The sequence below is a fragment of the Streptomyces sp. NPDC051310 genome (assembly GCF_044455245.1).
GTDB lineage: Bacteria > Actinomycetota > Actinomycetes > Streptomycetales > Streptomycetaceae > Streptomyces.
In genome coordinates this window covers 18,738-40,393 of sequence record NZ_JBITEO010000006.1, presented here as the reverse complement: position 1 = coordinate 40,393, position 21,656 = coordinate 18,738, and the positions used below count along the sequence as shown (strand labels likewise).

Sequence of the window (21,656 nt, the reverse complement as noted above, 5' to 3'; positions counted from 1 at the left end):
GGACGCGACACCCCCAGCATGCTCCCGGCCCGGCCGGTGGCGCACATCGGTGGGCGCCGGGGCCGTCCGGTGCCGCTCACGACGCACTCCGGCGGCTGCGGAGGGTGAAGTATGTTGAGGGCGATCGGGACTGGAAGGAGGCACGCCGGTGCCATCAGGGCAGCAGGCACGCGCACAGGCGGCCGCGATCCGGCGGGGCCTTCAGGCTCCGCCGGGGCAGGGCGGTGAGGACGGGCCGGGCGCGCCGCCGTCGCCCTCGGACCGGGTGCTGGCGCTCTTCGGCGGCCACCGCCTCTCCCCCGCGCAGCGCCGCATCGCGCAGTACATGATCGACCACCTCACCGAGGCGGCGTTCCTGTCGATCACGGACCTGGCGGAGCGGGTGGGCGTGAGCCAGCCCTCGGTGACCCGGTTCGCCACCTCCCTCGGCTACAGCGGCTTCCCGGCGCTGCGCGAGGCGCTCCAGCCCATCGCGCTCAGCGCGGTCGCCGGGGTGCCCGACGCCGCCGAGGAGGTCCGGCGCAACGAGCTGCAGGCGGCCGTCGACGCGGAGATCGAGAACCTGGAGGCGCTGCGCCGGCTCGTGGCGGACCCGGGCCAGATCCTCGACGTGGGGCGGGAGCTGGCCGGCTCGGTGCCGCTGACGGTGCTCGGCCTGCGGATCTCGGTGTCGCTGGCGGAGTACTTCGCCTACGCCGCGCGCCGGATCCACCCCGACGTGCGGCTGGTGACCCGCGGTGGCAGCGTCGCCTACGACGCGCTGCTTCAGTCGCGGGAGGCGGGTGGTACGTGGGTGCTGGCGTTCGCGATGCCCCGGCACGCCAACGAGACGCTGGCGGCTCTGCGGACGGCGCGGCGCACCGGGCTGCGGGTCGCGCTGATCACCGACCTGACGCTGGGGCCGCTGGTGGACGAGGCGGATGTGACGCTCACCGCGGGGACGGGATCACGCCTGGTCTTCGATTCGTACGCGGCGCCCGGTGTGCTGTCGGCCTCGGTGCTGCAGGCGATGGCCGATGCCAATCCCGAGCGGACCCAATTGCGGCTGGAAGGGTACGAACAGGCCGCGGAACAGCACAGTTTCTTCCTGGACGACTGACCCCCGCGACGTCGGAGCGACGCCTCGCCGGGGGTGTTTTCACGCCACCGGCCCGCATGAAATTTTTCATGCACTTGCTTACTCGACGGTAAATATATTTACTGCTCGAACGACCGGGGGCCGCCGGATGACAGTCACGGCGGCACCCCCGGCACACCCCTCAAAGCCCTGCCCGCAGGGCCTTGAAACAGAACACGACCCGATCGGCGCTCCCTCCTCGCGCCGGTCGGGGGGTGTTCCCACCGGGTACTCCGTCTCCCCTCGGATGCCCGTGGCGGCCCCGGTCAACCCCTGGACCGGGGCCGCCTCAATTCGGCCGGTCAGGTACTTGCGGCAGTGGCGGCAAGTCGCGCCCGGGCGGCGGCCAGCGCCTGATCCAGCTGGCGCGTTCCCGTCGTCACGCAGAGCGTGTACGTCACGTCCTCGAGCCGGCGTTCGAGGTCGGGGGCGATGGACAGCCCCTGAGCGGCGGTGCACAGGGATTCGTAGCGGGCCACGAGCTCCTGCAGCACCGCGGGATGCGCCAACAGCATGAACGTACCTGCCTTTCCACGCCACACAGCACACGGTGGGAGGGATGCCGATGCCGGCCTCCCTCCCGAGGCCGGTCGCGCCAGTCCCCTGCCGGGACGCCATCCCCCGCACCTGGATGTGCCCGCGCGCTCCGCTCCTCAACCGACATTGTGATGCAACCGTGACGGATCCGCCCAGCATGGACACAGACCGTGATCGCCCGTTTTCCGGTGATGTTTCCTATGACGGGGGTATTCATCGCATATGAACGTGAACCCCATTGAAATGCAGAAGGCTCTCGGCGGTGTGCACTACCCCGCGTCGAAGCAGGACATCGTCGGCACGGCGCAGAAGCACAAGGCGGGCCGGGACGTCATGGAGGCGCTCAAGTCGCTGCCGGAAAAGGAGTACGACTCGCCGGCCGCCGTCAACAAGGAGGTGCGCAAGGAGTCCTGAGCCGACCCGGACCGTCCGCCCCGCCGCCCGCCGCGGGACCGCGGGGCGGAGCCGTGTCCGGGGGTCACCCGAGTGGACGGCGTGGGACGGTGCCGCGCCCCCGCGCGCGCTCCACTGGGGAGGAACGCGGCGGCACATGTGCCGAAGTCCTCCGCACGGCAAGGCAACCCCGGCCGGCCGATCGCCATCCTCCCTGTGCGGCGGGCTCCGATCGTGCGTCCGCCGCCCCGCACAACGGTGCATGGAGTGAGTAGGCAATGGTCCATATTTCGGTCGTCGTCCCGTGCTTCGACGAGAGCGAGGTGATCGAGGCGTTCCACGCCGCCCTCACCGCGGCTCTCGAACCGGCCGGCACGACCTTCGAGGTCTGTTACGTCGACGACGGCAGCCGCGACGGAACGATGGACCGGCTGCGCGCGCTCGCGGCGGCGGACCCGCGGGTGCGCTACACCTCCTTCAGCCGCAACTTCGGCAAGGAGTCGGCCATGCTGGCCGGCCTGCACATGTCCCGGGGCGACGCCGTGGTCCTCATGGACGCCGACCTCCAGCACCCGCCGGAGCTCGTCCCCCGCATGCTGGAGCTCCACCGCCACGGCTACGACCAGGTCATCGCCCAGCGCGACCGCACGGGCGAGGGCGCCGTGCGCAGTTCGCTCAGCCGTGCCTACTACCGCCTGGTGCGCCGCTTCATGGACGTCGAGGTGGTGGACGGGGCCGGCGACTTCCGCCTGCTGTCGCGCCGCGCGGTCGAGGCGGTCATGTCCCTGCCGGAGAGCAACCGCTTCTCCAAGGGCCTGTTCTCGTGGATCGGCTTCGACACCGTCAGCTTCACGTACCAGAACGTCGAACGGGCCGCGGGGCAGTCGAAGTGGGGCGGCCGGCGGCTGCTCAACTACGGCATCGACGGGCTGCTCTCCTTCAACAGCCGCCCGCTGCGGCTGGCGATCCACACCGGCCTGTGGCTCTTCCTCTCGGCCGTCGCGTACGCGCTGTGGATCATCGCCAACGTCATCCTGGACGGGGTCGACACCCCGGGTTACGCGACGCTCATCACCGCCATCGTGGCGCTCAGCGGCGTCCAGCTCGCCACCCTCGGCGTCATCGGCGAGTACGTGGGCCGGATCTACCACGAGGCCAAGCGGCGCCCCCACTACGTCGTGCGCGAGACGAACGAGCCCGCGGAGGCGCGTACCGCCCCCGGCGCCGCGGAAGGTGCCGCCGCCCGCGCCACGCCCCGGCTGGAAGCCGCCGGCCGCACCCGGCCGGAGTCGTGAAGCACCGCCCGGGCGGCCGCGCGGTGCTGCGCCGGCCGAGCGCGGCCGGCCTGCGCCAGTTCGCGGCCTTCGCGGCGATCGGCCTGGCCAACACGGCGGTCTACTACGCCGTGTACGCCTCGTTGAACATCTGGCTGCCGTATCTGGCGGCGCACGTCGTGGGGTACGCGGTGAGCGTCGTCGGCTCGTTCCTGCTCAACTCGTACCTCACCCTGCGCACCCGGCCCACCTGGCGGGCCTTCGCGCGCTATCCGCTCTCCGGAGCGGTGAACGTCGTCGGCAGCGGCGTCCTCCTCCACCTCGCCGTGACCCGGCTCGGCATGAACGAGAACCTCGCCGCGCTCGCGGCCGGCGTCGCCGTCACACCGCTGTCGTTCCTGCTGGCCCGATGGGCCATCACCTCCGGGGCGGCCGCGACCCGTCGGACGGGGTCCCGGCCGCCGCGGGCGGAGGAGGCGACCCGGGTCACGGAAGGCGCGTCCCGTAAGTGACCTTGTCCAGGCGGTAGTAGTCGGCGACGCACTGCGCGGGCCACACGTTGCGCCCGCCGTTGCCGAACGGCTCCAGCATCCGGCCGACGGACAGCGGCGTGTACGGGGCCGTGGTGGCGCCGCCGGCGGCCTGCTCGCGCAGCCAGCGGTCCTGGCGGTCCCACTTCTGGGCCCGCACCTTCATGTCGTGGCCCAGGTCGTACAGCGGTGCGACCAGGCCCAGGACGGACACCGCGCACACCGCCGCGGCCAGCGCCGTCACCAGGCGGTTGCGGCTGCCCGACGCGGCGGTGCGCAGCCGCACCGCGCGGCCGGTCAGGGCGCCGATGCCGACGAGCAGGGCGACGTACACCAGCAGCCAGTCGTTCCAGGTCCGCTCGGTGCGCACCACGCGCTCCCCGAAGGCCGGGTAGGTGATGGCGGTGCACAGGTAGCCGCAGGCGAGGAAGGTGAGCGTGCCGAGCGCGGCGAGCAGCAGCGGGCGGCACGGCCTGAGCACCGGCCGGTGGCCCGCCCGGCGGCGCGCGAACAGCCCCAGCAGCACGCCGGCCGCGACCGCGCCCACGTACTCCCACGTCGTGAAGACCGTCTCCAGGATGCGCAGGTACGCGCGCAGCGACCCGATCAGCGATTCGGGGGCGAGCATGGAGACGGTCTCGGCGTCGTACCGCCGACGGCGGTTGCGCGAACCCGGGGAGGTCACGAGCAGGAGCGTGCCGATGGCGACGCCCGCCATACCGGTCACCGCCCAGACGCGGACCATGGCGCGCACCCGCGCGGTGAACAGCAGGTTCGCGCAGACGGCGGCGACGGCGAGCACCACGAGCGCGACGACGGACGCCTCCTCGGAGAGCGTGCCCATGAAGACGCCCGCGAGCAGCACCACCACCAGGGCGGCGATCCTGCCCCGGCGGCCGCGGGCGCGCATCAGCGGCACGGCCGCCGCGCACGCCAGCACGGGTGCCAGCGTGTGCGAGACGGAGGCGGCCGGCCAGAAGAAGGTCTTGTACGTGTTGGGCGTGGCGAAGAGGAACATCGCCGTGATCATGGAGGCGACGAGCAGCGGCACGCCACGCGGCACCTGCCGGCCGGTGGCGCGCAGGGCGTGGACGGTGACGGCCCACAGCAGCACCAGCATCAGGACGCCGCTGATCACGGCGTACCACTGGTGGCCGGCGACGGGGAACTCGGCGTACAGCCCGACGAGCAGGCCGTTGGCGATCCGCCCGTTGTCGGTGGAGTAGAACTTGCCGACGAGTCCCCAGATGCCCCCGTCCCGCACGACCGGCAGGAAGCACCACTCGTCGGCGCTCGGCCGGACGTAGCGGCCCAGGTACGACGCCGCGGCCAGGAGGCCCAGCGGCAGCAGCGCCAGGCCCGTCGTCCAGGCGGTGGTCCACGACCGGCGCGGTCCTCCCCCGTCCTTCCCCGGCCCCGCCCCCGGGCTGTCGCCCGGTTCCCGGGGGATGGTGACACTCGTTGCGCCGACGGACATGCTCTGTTCACTGCCTCTCGGAAAACCACTGGTCCGACACCCAAGAGGGGATTTCTCGCGGTGTCGTTTCCATTCGCCCGGACGTATTGCCGGATCGCAACCTCAGGAGCGCTCAGGCGGCCGAGATTGCGCCGAGGAGGCGGCGCAGGGACGCGGTCATCCGCGTGACGAAGGCGTCGCGGGTCCGCTCGTCGAGGAGGTCGAGGGAGAGGTAGGGGTTGAGGTCCTCCAGCTCGACCAGGAGGAGTTCGCCGCCGGGAGCGCGGCAGGCGTCGACCCGCTGGATGCCGTGGTCGATGGCGTTCCAGTCGACGAACCGCTGCGCGAAGGCCAGGTCCGCGGCGGTGGGCGCGTACGGGGCGAGGTCCCAGCGCCGGTCGGGGCGGGGGGCGTGGAGGGCGTACTGGAAGGTGCGGTCGACGAAGTAGAACGACACCTCGTAGCGGAAGTCGATGCGGGGCTGGACGAGGACGTCGCCGCCGGCGGCGAGGCCGGGCAGGCGGTCGGGGGTGACGAACTCCAGCCCTATCGAGTCCGCGCCGGTCCTGGGCTTGACGACGTAGGTGTCCGCCGGGGGCAGGAGGTGGAGGTCCTCCGGGCGGTCGACGGTGGGGATGACCGGGTATCCCGCGGCGCTCAGGTCGAGCAGGTACTGCTTGCCGGCCATGTCGCCCTTGCCGGTGAGCTGGTTGTACACGCGGACCCCGCCGGCCAGGGCGCGGGCGCGGAAGTCGTCGTACGCGGCGCGGTAGTGCAGCACCGGGCCGCTGTTGCGTACGACGACGGCGTCGAAGGAGGCCATCAGGGCGGCCGCGTCGGCCGGGTGGCACAGGGCCAGGTCGAAGGTGTCGCGCAGCCGGGACGTCAGGAAGATGTCCTCGTCGCAGTAGCGCCGCCCACGGGCCTGGTAGGCGAGGTCGGTGACGTACAGCAGCCGGGGCCGGGGCGCGGTGGCGGACACGTTTCTCCTGGTGGGCAGCCCGACGGGGTCGGTCGGGGTGAGCCCCCGGGGGCCGGGTGCGGCCCCCCGCGGGGCGGGGCGCCGCCCAACCTACCGGCGTGCCACCACGAGCCGGCAGCGGGGAGCGCCGTCGGGGCGGGTGCCGAGCGCCGGGAGCGCCGTCGTGCCGGCCGTGAAACCGGTGCGGGCCAGGTCGTCGAGGACGTCCGGGAGGCGGAAGCTGCGGTAGTACATGATGAAGCGCGGCCGCCACAGGAGGTTGCGCACCCGCATCGCGGAGTCGAAGCCCCACAGGGCCCAGTAGGGCAGTGAACCCACCGGCGGCGGGGCCGGGACGGGGAAGGCGAACAGTCCGCCGGGCCGCAGGGCCGTGTGCACCTGGCGGAAGAGGGCCGGACGCTCGCGGGGCAGGAAGTGCCCGAAGGCGCCGAAGCTCACGGCCAGGTCGAAGCCCTCCCGGAACGGCAGCGCGCGGGCGTCGGCGCGTACCCAGTGCGGCACCGGCCCGGCGGTGGTGCGCGGGTGGGCGGCGCGGGCCCGGGCGAGCATCCCGGCGCTGAAGTCGACGCCGGTGACCTGCTCCCGGCACACCTCCCGCAGCACGCGCAGGCCCGCCCCGGTGCCGCAGCACACGTCGAGGCCGGCGCGGAACGGCCCGAGCGGCCGCAGCGCGTCGGTGACCGCGTCGAGCAGCCGGTCGGGGGTGCGGAAGGGCGTCCGGTCGAACGAGGGGGCCAGCAGGTCGTAGCCGTGCTCGGTGGAGGAGAGCGCCTGGACGGCGAGTTCGCGGAGGGTCGGGCCCTTGGCTGTGAACATCGCCGTCCAGCGTATCGGCGGGCCGGGGCCACCGGCCGGCGTAGGGGCGCTCGCGGCGGGCGTCGCGCAGCACCCGGCCCCACCAGTCGGGCTGGTCGAGCATGGTCTTCGCGGCGGTGGCGTGCTCCTCCGGGTGCCGGTTGAGCGACAACGAGCTGGGACTCTTCCTGCGGACGCGCCGCGAGGCGGTCACCCCGCCGAGGCCGGCCTGCCCACCGGTCCGCCGCCGTACGCCGGGGCTGCGCCGGGCGGAACTGGCGATGCCGGCCGACGAGCGGGCACACCGTCTTCCCCGACCGGGACCGGGTAGCCGACGAGCAGGTCCGCGCTCAAGCAGGGGCTGTTCCGGGCCGACCCCCCAAGTCGCGGCGTTCGCCGACGAGCCGGCCTTCACGGCCGGGGGGGACTTCGCCGACCGGGTGCGCACCCTGCCGGGGCTCCCGGCGGCCACGGGCGTCACCCGGCCGGCGCACCCGGAGGCGGGGGCGCTGCGCCTGGCGTACGAGACGCTGGAGCTGCCCGGCGACGTCGGTCTGAGGCTGATCGTGCACCTGCCCGCCGACGGGGCCGCCGCGGCGGCGCCGGACCGGCTGACCGGCCGCCGCCCGGGGGCCCTGCGGGCGGTGTCGGGCTGAGCTGTCCCGGGTGGCGGGCGCCGGGGCGCCGCGCCAGGGATCTTCTGGATGGGGTCGGCTAGATCGGGTCGGCGTCGAGGATGTCGAGGAACAGCGCGCCGTCGGCGGCCGCCTCCCGGCTCGCGTCGGGGGGTGGCTGCTCCGCCCAGATGACCTTGCCCTGCGGGGTGTAGCGGGTGCCCCAGCGTTCGGAGAGCTGGGCGACGAGGAACAGGCCGCGGCCGCCCTCGTCGGTGGTGGCGGCGTACCGCAGGTGCGGGGAGGTGCTGCTGGTGTCGGAGACCTCGCAGGTCAGGCCGCGGTCGTGGAGGAGGCGGACGCGGACCGGCGGGGCGCCGTAGCGGATGGCGTTGGTGATGAGCTCGCTGAGGACGAGCTCGGTGGTGAAGGCGAGTTCGGACAGGCCCCACTCGTCGAGCTGCCGTGCGGCGGCGGCGCGCACCTTGGCGACGGCTCCCGGGTGGAAGGGGACGTCCCAGTCGACGACGCGGTCGGGGCCGAGGGCGCGGGTGCGGGCGATCAGCAGGGCCACGTCGTCCTTGGGGTGGGCGGGCAGCAGTGCTTCGCAGACGGCGCGGCAGCTCTCGTCGGGGGTCCGGTCCGGTGCGGAGAGGGCCCGGCGGAGCAGTTCCAGGCCGACGTCGATGTCGCGGGTGCGGTCCTCGATCAGCCCGTCGGTGTAGAAGACGAGCTGGCTGCCCTCGGCGAGTTCGAGTTCGGCGGTCTCGAACGGGATGCCGCCCAGGCCCAGGGGCGGGCCGGCGGGCAGGTCGGGGAACTCCACCAGCCCGTCGGGGTGGACGAGGGCGGGGAGCGGGTGTCCCGCGCGGGCCATGACGCAGCGGCGCGATACCGGGTCGTACACGGCGTACAGGCAGGTGGCGCCGGTCATGCCGGCGTCCGGCGGGTCGCCGGCGGGCTGTCCGGTGACCGGATCGCTCTCGTCCTGGTCGATGCGGCCGACCAGGTCGTCGAGGCGGCCGAGGATCTCGTCGGGCGGCAGGTCGAGGGTGGAGAAGTTGTGCACGGCGGTGCGCAGCCGGCCCATCGTCGCGGCGGCGTGCAGGCCGTGCCCGACGACGTCCCCGACGACCAGGGCGACGCGGCTGCCGGGCAGCGGGATGACATCGAACCAGTCGCCGCCGACGCCGGACTGGGCGGGCAGGTAGCGGTGGGCGACGTCCAGCGCGCTGTGCTCGGGCAGGGCCCGTGGCAGCAGGCTGCGCTGGAGCGTCACCGCCATGGCGTGCTCGCGGGTGTAGCGGCGGGCGTTGTCGATGCAGACCGCCGCCCGGGTGACGAGCTCCTCGGCGAGCGCGACGTCCTCCTCCTCGAACGGCTCGGGCTTCTCGGAGCGCCAGAAGTTGGCGACGCCCAGCACCACGCCCCTGGCCTTGAGGGGCACCGCGATGAGCGAGTGGATGCCGTACGCGACGATCCGGCCGGCCCGCTCGGGGTCCTGGGCCTGCCAGCCGGGCGCCCGGGACAGGTGGGGGACGAGCTCCGCCCGGCCGGTGCCGAAGCCGCGGGCCTGCGGCGTGGACGGCAGGAAGCCGATCATTCTGCCGCGCGGGTAGAGGGGATGGTCGTCGCGGATGCCCGCGACGGCGGTGCGGCGCATGTCGGCACCGGTTCCGGTGGGCTCCTCGCCGCGCAGGACCGCGTCGGCGAGGTCGACGGTGACGAAGTCGGCGAACCGGGGGACGGCGACCTCGGCGAGCTCCTCGGCGGTGCGGACGACGTCGAGGCTGGTGCCGATGCCGACGCCGGCGTCGTACAGGAGGTTGAGCCGCTTGCGGGCGCCCTCGGCGCGGCCGGTGAGGGCGCGCAGTTCGGTGGTGTCGCGGATGGTGGCGACGGTGCCGGCCGGGCCGCCGTTGCGGTCGGTGGGGCGCTGGTTGACGGCGAGCAGCCGGTCGGCGGCGAGGACGACCTCGTCGGTGGCGAGGCGGCCGGAGGCCAGCAGCTCGGCGATGCCGGGGTCGAGTCCCGGCAGTTCGCCGATCAGGCGGCCCTCGGCGTCGGCGGGCAGTTGCAGGAGGCGGCGGGCCTCGTCGTTGGCGAGGAGGAGGCGGCCGTCGCCGGCGATGATGACGACGCCCTCGCGGACGGCGTGCAGGACGGCGTCGTGGTGTTCGTACACCCGGGTCATCTCGGCGGGGCCGAGGCCGTGGGTCTGGCGGCGCAGCCGTCCGGCCACCAGGGCCGTCCCGGCGGTGGCCAGGCCCAGGCCGGCCGCGCTGGTGGCGAGGATGACGGGGAGCTGGCGGTTGACCACGCCGGTGACGTTCTTGATCTGGAGTCCGGCGGAGACGAGGCCGATGACCCGCCCGTCGTCGCGGTCCCGGATCGGCACTATGGCCTGGACCTCGTCACCGAGGGGGCCGCTGACGTTCTCGGTGTGGACGCGGCCTTCGAGGGAGGGCTCGATGGTGCCGACGAAGCGACCACCGATCCGCTCCGGCTGGGGGTGCGTGTAGCGGATGCCGCGGGTGTCCATGACCACGACGAAGTCGACACCGGCCGCCTTGCGGGCGGCTTCGGTGAGGGGCTGGAGCACGCGGGACGGATCGGGCGAGGCCAGCGCCTCCTCGATGCCGGGGGCGTGGGCGAACGATTCGGCGACCGCGACGGATCGGTTGCGCGCCTCGCGGTCGCTGTCGCTGCGCGACTGGAGGAGCAGCGCGAGGACCGCGCCGAGGACGAGCAGTACGACGAGCGCCACCTGCAGGACGAAGACCTGCCCGGCGACACTCCGCGGACGCCTTTCGGCCAGGGACCGAACCGAGGCACCACGGAATCGGTCGCGAACGTTGACCACGCTCATTTTTAACACCGCACACCCGGCCGCGACCATGTGTGACCGAAGGTTGCCGTCCGGACACCCGCCGTCAGCGGAGTCCAGGATTCGCCCAACAAGGACCCAACGCTGATCAAAGTCGAACAGAAAACATCATGACCAGGCGTACGTTCCCGGGCGTGACTTCGACCCCAGGCGACATATCCACGTACCCGGCCGACGCCGCGACCACGGCCGGGACACGCCGGCGGAGCCTGCTCCGGGCGGCGTTCGGCGGCACCGCGGCGCTCACCACCGGCCTGGTCGCCGGCGCCCCGTCCGCGGCCGCACGGACCGGCGCGGGCGCCCCCGGGAAGCGGCCCGCCACCCCCGCCGCGGCGCTGCGCGCCCTGGCGCACGGCAACGAACGGTGGCGCGCCCTGCACCAGTCCCATCCGCACGAGGCCAGGGCCGACCGGGTAGCGGCCGTGGCCGGGCAGCACCCGTTCGCCGTCGTCCTCGGCTGCATCGACTCGCGCGTCCCGCCCGAGCTCATCTTCGACCAGGGGCTGGGCGACCTGATGACCGTCCGCTCGGCGGGCGAGGTGCTCGACGAGGCCGTGCTCGGCAGCATCGCCTACGGCGTACTGGAGCTCGGCATCCCGCTCGTCATGGTGCTCGGCCACCAGTCCTGCGGGGCGGTCGGCGCGGCGGTGCACGCCGACGAGACGGGCGAGGAGCTGCCCGCGCACATCGCGTACGTCGCGGAGCAGATCCGGCCCGCGATCGACCGCGGGCAGAGCGGTCCGGCCCGCGTCGACGCGACCATCACGGCGCAGGTGCGGCTCGTGGCGACCCGGCTCGCCGCCGAGCCCGATCTGGCGGCCCGGGTGGAGACGGGCGCGCTCGCCGTCGTCGGCGCCCGCTACGAGCTGGCGAGCCAGCTGGTCCACCGCGTCGCCTGACCCGGCGGCCGGGGCGCCGGGCCGCCGTACGGGGGTACCCCGGGGGTGCTCAGCGCACCCCCCGGGGCCGGAACTGGACACTGATCCTGGGTCCGACGTCCTTCGAGGTCTTCGGGACGGCGTGCTCCCAGGTCCGCTGGCACGAGCCGCCCATCACGACGAGGTCGCCGTGGCCGAGCGGCAGCCGCATCGGTGCGGCGCCGCCGCCGCGGGGCCGCAGCGCGAGGTCCCGCGGCTCGCCGACCGAGAGGATGGCGACCATGGTGTCCTCCCGCGAGCCCCGGCCGATGCGGTCGCCGTGCCAGGCGACGCTGTCGCGGCCGTCGCGGTAGTAGCACAGCCCCGCCGTGGCGAACGGCTCCCCCAGTTCGGCGCCGTAGTGGGCGGACAGGGCGGCGCGGGCCTCCTGGAGCACCGGGTGCGGGAGGCGGTCGTCGGCGCCGTAGAAGGCGAGCAGCCGGGGCACGGCGACCTCGTGGTCGTACATGTGCCGCCGCTCGGCCCGCCAGGGCACGGTGGAGACCAGTTCGCCGAAGAGGGCGTCCGCTCCGGTCAGCCAGCCGGGGAGCAGGTCGATCCACGCCCCGGCACCGAGGACGGTCCGGCGGACGCCGGTGAGCGGGCCGAGCCGGATCTCGTCGCTCTGGTCGAAGAGCGAGCCCTGGAGGTGCTGTGCCATGCCCTCCAGCCTAGACCGATATCGAACTGGTGAGCTATTCGCGATCAAGGGGCGGCAGGGACGCCGGCAGCCCGTACGCCGTGGCGACGAACGTGTCGCGGCCGGTGTGGCGGCGGGTGGAGACGGCGGCCAGGGGCCGTCGCCGTGTCGGGGCGGAAGCCCAGGAACGCCTGCTGCCCGCTGGTCGCGCCGGCGTGGAAGTACATCGGCCCCTGGTCGGTGGGGTGCCGGAACCAAGTGAGCGTGTGCACGTGCCGGTGGCCGAGACCCCGCCGCAGGACGGGCCGCTGCACCGTGCGCAGGGCGCCGGCCAGCGGGGTGCCGTCCGGGCGGAGGTGCGCCTCCAGGAAGGAGAGCAGGTCGTGGGGGGTGGCGCGTACCGCCCCGGCCGCCTGGAAGCCGCCGATCAGCAGCGGGGGCACGGGCGTCGTGCCGTCGGCGCGGTGCCCGGTGGCGTCGGTGTCCGGCCGGCCGGCGGGCGCCAGTGCCGTGGCCGTCAGGCCCAGGGGCTCCAGGATCCGGCCGGTGAGCAGCTCCTCCCACGGGGTGGCGGTGGCGGCCGCGAGGGCGTGGCCGAGGACGGAGGCCCCGAAGTTCGAGTACCGCCAGCGGGTTCCGGGGCTGGACCGGCCGGCTGCGCAGGAAGGCCCGCACGACCCGTTCGGCCGGGTAGCCGGCGTAGGGGTTGGTGGACCAGTGGGGCAGGCCCTGCCGGTAGAAGTCGCGCGGCAGCGGGGGCAGCCCGGACGTGTGGGTGATCAGGTGGGTCAGGGTGATGGCGGACCGGCGCGGGTGCGGACGGCCCGGGCCCAGGTGGACGACGGCCGGGTCGGCGCCGGACAGCGCTCCGGTACGGACCAGCTCGGCCAGGAGCAGCCCCGTGTACGGCTTGGAGGCCGACCCGAGCTCGTACCGCAGCCGGTCGCGCGGGACGGGCCGGGGGCGGCGCCGTACCGACGCAGCGGACCGTGCGGCGGCCGTCCTGCGAGAGGGCGAACACGGCGTCGGGGGCCCGGACGGCCCGGACGGCCTCGTCGAGCCGGCCCTCGATCTCCGTCCCGTCGGCGGTGCGGCCCAGCGACGGCCGGTGCGGTGCGGCGGTCATGCCTCCGCCATCCGCGCCAGGGCCCGGGAGGTCGCCGGCAGGGAGGCGAAGGCGGCGACCAGGGTGGAGTGGTACACGATGTCGAAGACCTCCTCGGGGTCGCCCTCCGGCATGACGTCCACGGCCGGCATGGCCCCGTCGGGCTGCTGGGCCGCCGGTCGGCCTCCGGCGCGCGGACCGGCGCGGTCACGGCTCCTCCCGGCGGCGTACCCCCTTCTGCTGCTCCCGGATGGCGCAATGGTCCGGCATGCCCCTTAGATGGTCCAACGACACGGTGTGTGCCTCACCGAACGTTCGGCGAATGGAGCCGCGCCATGACCACCGACCGACCGACAACACCCCCCGCCCCTCCCCCGCCGGAGGCCGGGGAGGAGCAGGTCAGACCGCCCGTGGAAGTAACCGACGAGCCGATACGCACCCTGCTGTGGACCGCGGCCACCTACCGGCCGCTGGAAGAGGTCGCCGCACTGGTGAGTCTGCTCAAGCGGACCAGGGAGGTGTCGAGCCCGGGCGACGAGGCGCTGCGCGCCGCCGCCGTGGCCCGCCCCCTGGAGGAGGTCCGGCAACTGGTCGCCATGCTGGGGGAACCTCCGCATCACCTCGACGAGGCCGACACGACGCTGCGCGCCGCGGCCGTCGGCAGGCCCATCGAGGAGGTCGCCCGGCTGGTGGACATCCTCTGCACCGAGGACGGCGGCGGCTGGCCCCGGAGCGCCGGGACCACCGAGGACACCGCGCGGGACGCGGCCCCGACGCCCGCGGGCGACAGCCCGGCGGACATGGGGAAGGCCGCCGACGGCAGGACCACCACCGCCCTCCGGGCGGGCGACAAGAGGGTCTTCCTCCGCAAGCCCGGCGACAGGAAGGCCGACGGCCGCAAGGCCGAGGAGGGTGAGGCCGCCGGCACGAAGGGCGACGGCAGGAGGGACGGGGAGCGCAAGCGGCCGGCGGTCGCGGCCGCCCGGATCCGCTCCGCCGCACCGGGCGACGGTGACGCCGTCACCCACGGCCTGCGCTCCGCCCTGCGCTGGCCCGCCGCCTTCGTGCTCCTCGTCTGCGGCCTGGTCCACCTGCCCTCCGACCTCCCCGGCCTGCGGGCCGGTGACAGCACCGGCCTGCTGGCTGTCGGCGTGACCGCGCTCTGCCTGGGAGCGGGCGCCTGGCTCACCCTGCGCGACACCGTACGGATCTGGGCGGCCGCGGCCGCGACCGGTGTCGGCATCGTCGCCCTCCACGCGACGGCCGGCGTCGGCGACACGGATCTGCTGGTCAGCAGCCTCGGCGGGCCGTACGCGTGGGCAAGTGCCACGGCGGTGACCTGTGCCGCGCTCACCGCTGGGTTCGCCGCATCGGCCCTGCTGCGCTGGCTGCGGGCCGTCGACCCGACGGCGCACAGCGGCTGAGGGTCCGCGAACGGCCGCCGCCGGCACCAGGGTTCACGCCCCGGCGGTGCTCCGGCCGGCGGTCCGCTCAGCTGACGCGGCCGATGGCGAACGGCAGCAGGGCGAGCAGTTCCGCGGCCGGCGCCGGCGCCAGGGGGACGCTGCTCAGCGCCTCCGCGGCCAGGTCCAGGCGGCGTCGCGCCTCGGCCAGCGCCGCCTCCCGTCCCCCCGCCTCCGCCACCAGGCCGGCCAGCTCCCGCAGCACGGCGTCACCCGGCTCCCCGCCTCCCGGTCCCAGGGCCGTGAGCCGCGTGGCGAGCCGGGCGGCCGCGGGGTGGGGCGCCGCCAGGGCGGTGAGCACCGGCAGGGTCTTCTTGCGACGGCGCAGGTCGCCGTGGGCGGGCTTGCCCGTGACCGCGGGGTCGCCCCACAGCCCGAGCACGTCGTCGGCGGCCTGGAAGGCCACGCCCAGGTGGCGCCCGGCGGCGGACAGGGCGTCCACGACCGGCGCGGGAGCCCCGGCCAGCAGCGCTCCGAGCGCGGACGCACAGCCCAGCAGCGCACCCGTCTTCTGCTCGGCCATCCGCAGGTACGCCCCCACCTCCACGGCACCGGGTCCGGTCCACGGCCGGCTCTCGAGGAGCAGGTCCTCGGCCTGACCCTCGACGAGGTCGGCCATGTCCCGGGAGAGCCGGCGCACGGCCGCCGCGCCGTGCGGGCCGGGTGCCCCGGCGAGGACCTCGTAGGCGAGGGCGAAGAGCGCGTCCCCGGCGAGCACCGCGGGGCCCGTGCCGTACGCCTTCCAGACGGCCGGGCGCTGCCGGCGCGTCTCGTCGCCGTCCATGATGTCGTCGTGCACCAGGCTGAAGGTGTGGACGAGTTCGACCGCGACGGCGCCGTCGAGCGCGAGGTCACCGGGCGCTCCGGCGGCCTCGGCGCACAGCACCGCGAGTGCCTGGCGCAGCCCCTTGCCGGCCGCGCCGGCGCGGGGTGCCCCGCCGACCTCGCACCAGCCGAAGGCGTAGGCGGCCATCTCCGCGGGCCAGTTGTGCAGTCCCGAGACACGCTCGCGCAGAGCGGGCTCCACCAGCGCGCGGCAGCGGGCCAGCGTCCGCTCGGGGGTTGTGGTCGGGGAGCCCGCGGTGACGGGGCCCGTGGTCCGGGGACTCGCGGTGACGGGGTCCGTCGCGACAGGGCCCGTCGTGACGGGCTTCGCGGGCGCCGGGGTCGCGGGCGCCGGGGTCGCGGACACGGCCGTGCTCGTGGACACGGGCCGGGTCATCGGGCGGTCACCGGTGTCGTGTCGAGGCCCAGCTCGGTGTGGGCCCGGTCCACCATGGCGCGGGCGTGGTGGAGGCCCAGGCGGTCCAGTACGCCGCGCAGTTCGGCGAGTTCGGCGGCGGTCCGCGCCGGGTCGGCGCCGAGCCGCGCCCGGGCCTTGGCGGCACCGAGGCGGGAGAGGGCCTCGCCGCGCGGCTCGCCCATCTCGCGGAACTCGGCCAGGGCGAGGTCGTAGGTCTCGCGTGCCTCCGCGTACCGGCCCGCCCGGTAGAGCACGTTGGCGCGCATCTTGTGGTTGTAGGCCAGCGCGCTCGAGAGGTTCATCTCGCGGCAGGTCGCCTCGGCGCGGGCGAGCAGGTCCAGGGCGCGCTCCGGATCGCCGTCCCGCACGGAGACGATGTCCGCCAGGCCGCGCAGGGCCCACGCGTGGCCGCGGCGGTCGTCGGCGCGCTCGGCGATCCCGGCGGCCTCCTCGAACAGGGCATAGGCGCTGTCGTAGCGGCCGGTGTTGCGGTGGATCTGTGCGATGCCCTCCAGCGCCCAGACGGTGTGCCGGGCCTCGCCGCGGCGGCGGGCCTCCGCCAGCAGTTCGTCGTGGAGGGCCTCCACGGCGGCGTAGTCGCCCTGGATGCGGCCCGTTTCGGCCAGTCCGGCGAGGGAGTAGCCGTGGGCCACGACATCGCCGCCGCGCTTCCCCGTGTCGGCCGCGTACCGCAGGAGCCGGAAGGCGAGTGCCAGGGCGCCGCGCTGGCGGGCGAGGGTGCCGCCGCTCCACAGGGCCCAGGCCATGCCGGAGAGGTCCCCGGCCGCACGGGCCGTGCGGTAACCGGCCTTCCACGCCCGGTCGGCGGCCTGTACGTCGCCGAGCCGGCGGTGTGCCTCGGCGACGGCGAGGGCGGCGCGGGCCGTCTCGCGGGCGTCACCGGCGCGCTGCGCGGCGGTCAGCTGCTCGGTCGCGGCGGCCAGCACGTCGGTGAGGGAGGAGTTGACGGACAGGGCGCTGAGGGCCCCTTGGTACTCGGGCGCGAGGGCCTTGCTGAACATGGCTGTGCTCTCTTCGTGCGGTCGTCTCTTTCAGCTGGCAGCGCGCGCGTGTCGGGAAGGAAGAGGGACAGCAGTGGCCATAGGTTCCACTTTCCGTGATTCTTTGTGGGTCGACCGGGCAGCGCCTCGCGCCGGTCGCACGGCGTGTTCGCTTCGGCGCGCCCTCGACTCGCGCCGCTCCGCCTTTTTCTGGCGCTTCGTCAGCGCGGTGCCGAGCACGGGTGGTTGCCGTGCCGGGGCTCGGTGACCGGGTCCGCCGGGGCGCTCCGGGTGAGGGCCGGAGCGGATGGGGGCCGGAACCGGCGAGGGCCCCTGGCACGCGCCCGGCGGGATCGACCGTGACGGGCGCCCTCCCGGCGGCCGGGCATGCGCGTCCGGGCCGCCGCGCAAGCCCGGCCGGCACGGATTGACCGGGCAAAAGCCATGTGCTTACCGTTGATGTCCGGCAGGTCGTCTCCCGGTCTGCACCATCGCAGGAAGAGGCCCGCGGTGTCCTCGCTCCCGGTCGGCCGACTCTCGGCGCCTTCGGTTCCGCACCCGTTGCGGCGGGTGACCGACTGGCCTGCCGCCGGCTCGCGGAGCCGTAGCTGCGACAGAAGGGCTCCCGGTCGCAGGCATCCCGCCCGCAGGGCGTCCGACCGGCTGTCGCGCGCCGCCACCACCACCCGCCGCGCGCCCGTACACCGGCCCTGTTCGGCACCCCGCCGACACCGGTCCCGCGTGGCCGTGCGCGTCACGTGCGGCCGCCGCACGGACGATTCCGGCGGCCCGGCCGGCGGCGACGACGGGCCGGACGCTCCCGGCAGCCCGGCGCCGGGCACCGGGGCCCGGCCGGACCAGGGCCGGCCCGCCCCCTGCCGCTTCCTGCCGCACCCGCGTCACCACCGACCCGGGCCGTACCGGGTCCGGGTCCTGGTACTCCGCCCCGCAGCCGCGTCCGCGGTGCCCCGCGCCCCCGCCCGTCCCGCCCGTACGCCGCATGCGAGCCGCCGGGACGGGCGGGCGGCCGTGCGCCGGGCCGGACGGCCGCGAGGCCGGCCGAGCCAGTGGGGGGCCACCGTGGCCGTCGTCTCCATCCCGCGGGTGCGCAAGGCCCGCACGGTGAGCGGCACCGCCGCCACCGCCGCCGTGGGCGCCGTGGCGGCGCACCTCGCGGGGACGGCCACGGTGCTGTCGTCGTCCACCACGTGCACCTGGTCGACCACCGCCTCGTGCACCAGGTGCGCCTGGTCGACCGGGTACGCCTCGTCCACCTCAGCGGCTGCCGGCACGCCGGCCGGCGCCGCATCACCGGTCCGCGTGACCTTGCCGGCGTCCCGGTGGCGCGGGACACGGGGCGGTGCCGCCACCCCGCCCGCGCCGCCGGTGCGGAGGCGGCGCTGCCGCTGCGCGCCGCCTGCCCGGCGGTGTCCGTCCAGGGGCTGGACGGACACCGCCGGTGAGACGTCCCGCCCGCCGCCGGCCACCGGAGCGCCGCCCCCGGCGACGGGCGGGGTTCGATGTGCGGCCGACCGGACGGGCGGGCCCGCCGGGGCAGGGTCACGGTGGCGGAGGGGCGCGGCGCGGACAGGCCCGACGGGCGCTGACGGGTGACCGGCGGGACGCGCGCCTCACCGGGAGCTGGTCGGCCGAGCGCGCTCCGCGCGGAGCAGCACCATGCCGGTGTCCCCGTAGTCGGGCAGGCCCGGGTCCTTGTCGACGCGTGTGAGGTGCAGGTCCGTGGTGTGCGGGCCGAAGACCTCCCGTACCGTCGCGGAGTCCACCGGGAAGGCCGGCCACTCCAGCCCGGCACCGATCCGGTAGCTGGGCATGTTCTCCATGAAGGCCGCGACCAGGTGCCCGCCAGGGCGTACGGCGCGGATGAACAGACCGCAGAGTTCGGCGAACTCCTCCGCGTCCTCGGTGACGCTCTCGGCGACGAAGTTCATCGACGCGAGGTCGTAGGCGCTCTCGGGCACGGCGGTCGCGTCGGCGTGCAGGACGCGGACCCGGGACAGCGCCTCGGTGAGGGAGACCGGGAGCCGGGGGTCGAGCTCGCGGCACAGGTCGTAGAAGGTCCGCCAGCTCTCGTCGGGGCGTTCCAGCTGGCCCGCGAGGTAGGCGACGTTGCCGGCCCCCGGTTCCAGCGCGTCGATGACGCGGACGACGGCGGCGGCCGGCATCAGCGGGTAGAGGTTCGGCCCCGCCCCGAACTCCAGGGACCGGCCGACGCTGCCGGCGGCGAAGGCCCGGTAGAAGGCTGCGTGGTGGCGGATGACCGTGGCGTCCGAGCTGTGCATCCGCCGGTAGTTCTCGGTGAGGTACGCGGTGACGGGCCAGCGGTCCCAGTCCGCGTCGGCGTTGAACCGGGGCTCGTGTCCGTCGTCGTCGTGCCCCTGGGGGCTGGGCGGGCCGGGTGTCATGCCCGCCACCCGTCCGTCGTCCCGGTCACTGCTGCTGCCATGATCTCCACCGTTCTCCCGCCCTTCCGGTTCCCCCGGCCCACGGTCCTCCCGGCCCTCCTGGTTCTCCCGGCCTCCCGCCTCTCCCGGCTCGCTCTCGCCGCGCCTGCGTTCGCGTCCGCCGGGCGCCCGGCACGCGGTCGGGCTGGGCGCTCACCCCGGCCCGCTTGAGCGGGAAGCGCTCGGCCAGTTCGGTGAGGGCGGCATTGAGCCGGTCGATCTGCCCGTCGGTGTTGAGGGCCGTCATCCGGATGCGGAAGCCGGCCTGGCTGCGCGAAGCCGAGGACGCCCGCGGCGAACAGCGGATAGGTGGACAGGTGGAACACGTCCGCGAGGGAGGGGAAGGGGTTCGACTGGCCGAACGCGGCTTCGAGGAGGTTGTACGTGGTGCCCCCGGCGGTGAAGGCGAGATTCGCCGCGGCGAGCAGGAGCCACGGCCGGCGTCGGGCGGGGCGGTGGATACGGATGCCGATGAGTATCGCCGCGACGCCCGCGAGTCCGACGAGGGCCGACATACCGGTGTGCAGGGCCGGGACCGTCAGGTGGACGACGACCGGCGGTATCACGACAAGGAGGTAACAGACCGTCAGGCATTGCATAGGGCGGCTGGAGCGTCCGTTCGGCCGGAGCCACTTCTCACGACGGGTGATCGTCTCCACGCTGACCTGCCGATGGTCTCGCCTCCAGAGGACCCGAATGCGCCATACGGGTTACTTTTACACCGTAGGTGCGACTGTGCGGCCGTGCATCACGAGCGTCGCCCCGCCCTGCCGCCGGCGGGCGGTGCCGCACCGCCGGGAAGGTTCGCCGCACCGCGCCGGTGAAAGTTGTTGACAGCGAAAGGCTGCGATGATGTAACGAACTTTCATGGAGAGCCGGCACACGACCACCTCCGCACCTCCCGGCGGGGCCCGCGGGGCGGCCGTGCCGCCGCGGTCGCGCGGTGCCCTGGTGGCGGGCTCGGTGGGCAACTTCATCGAGTGGTACGAGTTCGGCGTCTACGGCTGGTTCGCCACGATCATCGCCGCCCGGTTCTTCGACCCCGCGGGCACGGGCGGCGCCGAGGCCCTGGTCAAGACGTACGCCTCCTTCGCGCTGGCCTTCTTCTTCCGTCCGGTGGGGGCAGCGCTGTTCGGCCGGATCGGCGACCGGGCCGGCCGGCGGCCGACACTCATCCTCGTCATCCTGCTGATGACGGGCGCGACCACCCTGATCGGCCTGCTGCCCACGTACGCGACGCTGGGCGCCGCCGCACCGTGGCTGCTCACCCTGCTGCGGGCCGTCCAGGGGCTGTCCGCGGGCGGGGAGTTCGGGGGCGCCGTCTCGGTCATGACCGAGTTCGCCCCACCGTACAGGCGCGGCCTGTACGGGGCGTGGCAGTCGTTCACCGTGGCGCTGGGGCTGCTCGGCGGTGCCGGGGTGGCCGCCGCGCTGGCGACGGTCCTGACACAGGCTCAGCTGGAGGACTGGGGGTGGCGGGTGCCGTTCCTGCTGACGCTGCCCATGGGGCTGGGCGCCCTGTGGCTGCGGCTGCGCCTCGAGGAGACACCGTCGTTCCGGCGGCGGGAGCCGACCCGGTCCGCCGCCGCCGCGACGGGCAAGGCGACCCGGACCGCCCCCGCCGCGACAGGCGAGGCGGCCCGGGCGATCGCGCTCGCGGCCGGACGGCTGATGGGCTGGTCGGCGGCCGGCTACACCTTCCTCGTCGTGCTGCCGTCGTACCTCCAGAGCAGCCTGAACGCCTCCTTCCGGCAGGCGCTGGTGGCCACCGTCCTGGGCAATCTGGGCTTCGCCGCCACGATCCTCCCGGCGGGGGCGCTCAGCGACCGCGTGGGCAGGCGCGCGGTCATGGTGACCGGTGCGGTGCTCGCCGTCCTCCTCGCCTTCCCGCTCCTGGGCCTGTTGCGGGACCCCTCGGCCGGGGCGGTCGCCAAGGGCCTCGCGGTGATCGCCGCCGGCGCGGTCGTCGGCCTGATGGCGGGGCCGGGACCGGCGATGCTCGCGGAGATGTTCCCCACGCACGTCCGGTACACCGGGCTCGGCCTGGCGTACGCGCTGTCCAACGCGGTGTTCTCCGGCTGCGCGGGCCTGATCGTCACCTGGACGATCGAGCGGACCGGCAGCGTCGACGTCCCCGCGTACTACGTGGCCGCCACGTGCGCCGTGAGCGCGCTCGCCCTGGCCACCCTGCCCGGCGACGGCCACCGCCGCGCCCTGCGCGACTGAGGGGAGGGCGGCGC

General features: G+C 74.7%; 18 protein-coding genes and 2 pseudogenes. 9 read left to right on the top strand and 11 right to left on the bottom strand.

Features of this window, described 5'->3' with window-relative positions; all coding sequences use genetic code 11:
* Positions 1–148: 148 nt before the first annotated feature.
* On the top strand, positions 149–1,099 hold the full coding sequence (locus tag ACIA79_RS10975; RefSeq protein ID WP_399427878.1) for a MurR/RpiR family transcriptional regulator: 951 nt from the start codon (positions 149–151) through the stop codon (positions 1,097–1,099).
* 320 nt (positions 1,100–1,419) lie between these two features.
* Here ACIA79_RS10975 and ACIA79_RS10970 read toward each other — a convergent pair whose 3' ends face one another.
* Positions 1,420–1,632, bottom strand: a complete 213-nt coding sequence (locus tag ACIA79_RS10970; RefSeq protein ID WP_399427877.1) for a DUF5133 domain-containing protein — start codon at positions 1,630–1,632, stop codon at positions 1,420–1,422.
* 244 nt (positions 1,633–1,876) lie between these two features.
* Here ACIA79_RS10970 and ACIA79_RS10965 point away from each other — a divergent pair, with 244 nt between their 5' ends.
* The 3 genes from ACIA79_RS10965 (at position 1,877) to ACIA79_RS10955 (ending at position 3,833) form a co-directional block, all read left to right on the top strand.
* Entirely contained in the window at positions 1,877–2,068 is a 192-nt protein-coding gene (locus ACIA79_RS10965) for a DUF2795 domain-containing protein (protein WP_399427876.1), read from the top strand.
* 257 nt (positions 2,069–2,325) lie between these two features.
* Complete coding sequence (locus tag ACIA79_RS10960; RefSeq protein ID WP_399427875.1) at positions 2,326–3,342, top strand: glycosyltransferase family 2 protein; 1,017 nt, start codon at positions 2,326–2,328, stop codon at positions 3,340–3,342.
* Complete coding sequence (locus ACIA79_RS10955) at positions 3,339–3,833, top strand: GtrA family protein (protein WP_399427874.1); 495 nt, start codon at positions 3,339–3,341, stop codon at positions 3,831–3,833. The genes ACIA79_RS10960 and ACIA79_RS10955 overlap by 4 nt, the downstream gene beginning before the upstream one ends.
* On the opposite strand, the gene ACIA79_RS10950 is transcribed toward ACIA79_RS10955, so the two are convergent.
* The 3 genes from ACIA79_RS10950 to ACIA79_RS10940 all read right to left on the bottom strand — a co-directional run bounded on the left by ACIA79_RS10950 (position 3,808) and on the right by ACIA79_RS10940 (position 7,105).
* Positions 3,808–5,328, bottom strand: coding sequence for a DUF6056 family protein (locus tag ACIA79_RS10950; protein ID WP_399427873.1), 1,521 nt, complete (start codon positions 5,326–5,328; stop codon positions 3,808–3,810). The genes ACIA79_RS10955 and ACIA79_RS10950 overlap by 26 nt on opposite strands.
* Before the next feature lie 112 nt (positions 5,329–5,440).
* Positions 5,441–6,289: a hypothetical protein gene (locus tag ACIA79_RS10945; RefSeq protein ID WP_399427872.1), complete on the bottom strand. Its 849-nt coding sequence runs from the start codon at positions 6,287–6,289 to the stop codon at positions 5,441–5,443.
* 90 nt (positions 6,290–6,379) lie between these two features.
* Complete coding sequence (locus tag ACIA79_RS10940; protein ID WP_399427871.1) at positions 6,380–7,105, bottom strand: class I SAM-dependent methyltransferase; 726 nt, start codon at positions 7,103–7,105, stop codon at positions 6,380–6,382.
* 101 nt (positions 7,106–7,206) lie between these two features.
* Here ACIA79_RS10940 and ACIA79_RS10935 point away from each other — a divergent pair, with 101 nt between their 5' ends.
* On the top strand, positions 7,207–7,740 hold the full coding sequence (locus tag ACIA79_RS10935) for a hypothetical protein (protein WP_399427870.1): 534 nt from the start codon (positions 7,207–7,209) through the stop codon (positions 7,738–7,740).
* A gap of 58 nt (positions 7,741–7,798) precedes the next feature.
* On the opposite strand, the gene ACIA79_RS10930 is transcribed toward ACIA79_RS10935, so the two are convergent.
* Positions 7,799–10,567, bottom strand: coding sequence for a SpoIIE family protein phosphatase (locus ACIA79_RS10930; RefSeq protein ID WP_399427869.1), 2,769 nt, complete (start codon positions 10,565–10,567; stop codon positions 7,799–7,801).
* A gap of 152 nt (positions 10,568–10,719) precedes the next feature.
* Between ACIA79_RS10930 and ACIA79_RS10925 the strand changes: the two genes are divergently transcribed.
* Complete coding sequence (locus tag ACIA79_RS10925; RefSeq protein ID WP_399427868.1) at positions 10,720–11,484, top strand: carbonic anhydrase; 765 nt, start codon at positions 10,720–10,722, stop codon at positions 11,482–11,484.
* 49 nt (positions 11,485–11,533) lie between these two features.
* Here ACIA79_RS10925 and ACIA79_RS10920 read toward each other — a convergent pair whose 3' ends face one another.
* From ACIA79_RS10920 to ACIA79_RS10910, 3 genes and pseudogenes are all read right to left on the bottom strand, one after another.
* On the bottom strand, positions 11,534–12,163 hold the full coding sequence (locus ACIA79_RS10920; RefSeq protein ID WP_399427867.1) for an alpha-ketoglutarate-dependent dioxygenase AlkB: 630 nt from the start codon (positions 12,161–12,163) through the stop codon (positions 11,534–11,536).
* A 34-nt stretch (positions 12,164–12,197) separates the two neighbouring features.
* A pseudogene (locus ACIA79_RS10915) lies at positions 12,198–13,268 on the bottom strand (serine hydrolase domain-containing protein).
* A pseudogene (locus ACIA79_RS10910) lies at positions 13,265–13,432 on the bottom strand (DUF6895 family protein); the annotation flags it as partial. The pseudogenes ACIA79_RS10910 and ACIA79_RS10915, both read right to left, overlap by 4 nt.
* Before the next feature lie 150 nt (positions 13,433–13,582).
* On the opposite strand from ACIA79_RS10910, the gene ACIA79_RS10905 reads away from it, so the two are divergent.
* Positions 13,583–14,671 (top strand): hypothetical protein, encoded by a 1,089-nt coding sequence (locus tag ACIA79_RS10905; protein ID WP_399427865.1) that lies wholly within the window; start codon positions 13,583–13,585, stop codon positions 14,669–14,671.
* A gap of 67 nt (positions 14,672–14,738) precedes the next feature.
* On the opposite strand, the gene ACIA79_RS10900 is transcribed toward ACIA79_RS10905, so the two are convergent.
* Together ACIA79_RS10900 and ACIA79_RS10895 are read right to left on the bottom strand one after the other, a co-directional pair.
* Positions 14,739–15,758, bottom strand: a complete 1,020-nt coding sequence (locus tag ACIA79_RS10900; RefSeq protein ID WP_399428112.1) for a polyprenyl synthetase family protein — start codon at positions 15,756–15,758, stop codon at positions 14,739–14,741.
* A 170-nt stretch (positions 15,759–15,928) separates the two neighbouring features.
* A complete protein-coding gene (locus tag ACIA79_RS10895; RefSeq protein WP_399427864.1) occupies positions 15,929–16,975 on the bottom strand; it encodes a tetratricopeptide repeat protein in 1,047 nt (348 codons plus the stop codon).
* Between the two features lie 1,187 nt (positions 16,976–18,162).
* On the opposite strand from ACIA79_RS10895, the gene ACIA79_RS10890 reads away from it, so the two are divergent.
* A complete protein-coding gene (locus tag ACIA79_RS10890) occupies positions 18,163–18,417 on the top strand; it encodes a hypothetical protein (protein WP_399427863.1) in 255 nt (84 codons plus the stop codon).
* A 168-nt stretch (positions 18,418–18,585) separates the two neighbouring features.
* On the opposite strand, the gene ACIA79_RS10885 is transcribed toward ACIA79_RS10890, so the two are convergent.
* Positions 18,586–19,377, bottom strand: coding sequence for a class I SAM-dependent methyltransferase (locus tag ACIA79_RS10885; RefSeq protein ID WP_399427862.1), 792 nt, complete (start codon positions 19,375–19,377; stop codon positions 18,586–18,588).
* A 906-nt stretch (positions 19,378–20,283) separates the two neighbouring features.
* On the opposite strand from ACIA79_RS10885, the gene ACIA79_RS10880 reads away from it, so the two are divergent.
* Positions 20,284–21,642, top strand: coding sequence for an MFS transporter (locus tag ACIA79_RS10880; RefSeq protein WP_399427861.1), 1,359 nt, complete (start codon positions 20,284–20,286; stop codon positions 21,640–21,642).
* The last annotated feature ends 14 nt before the right edge of the window (positions 21,643–21,656 follow it).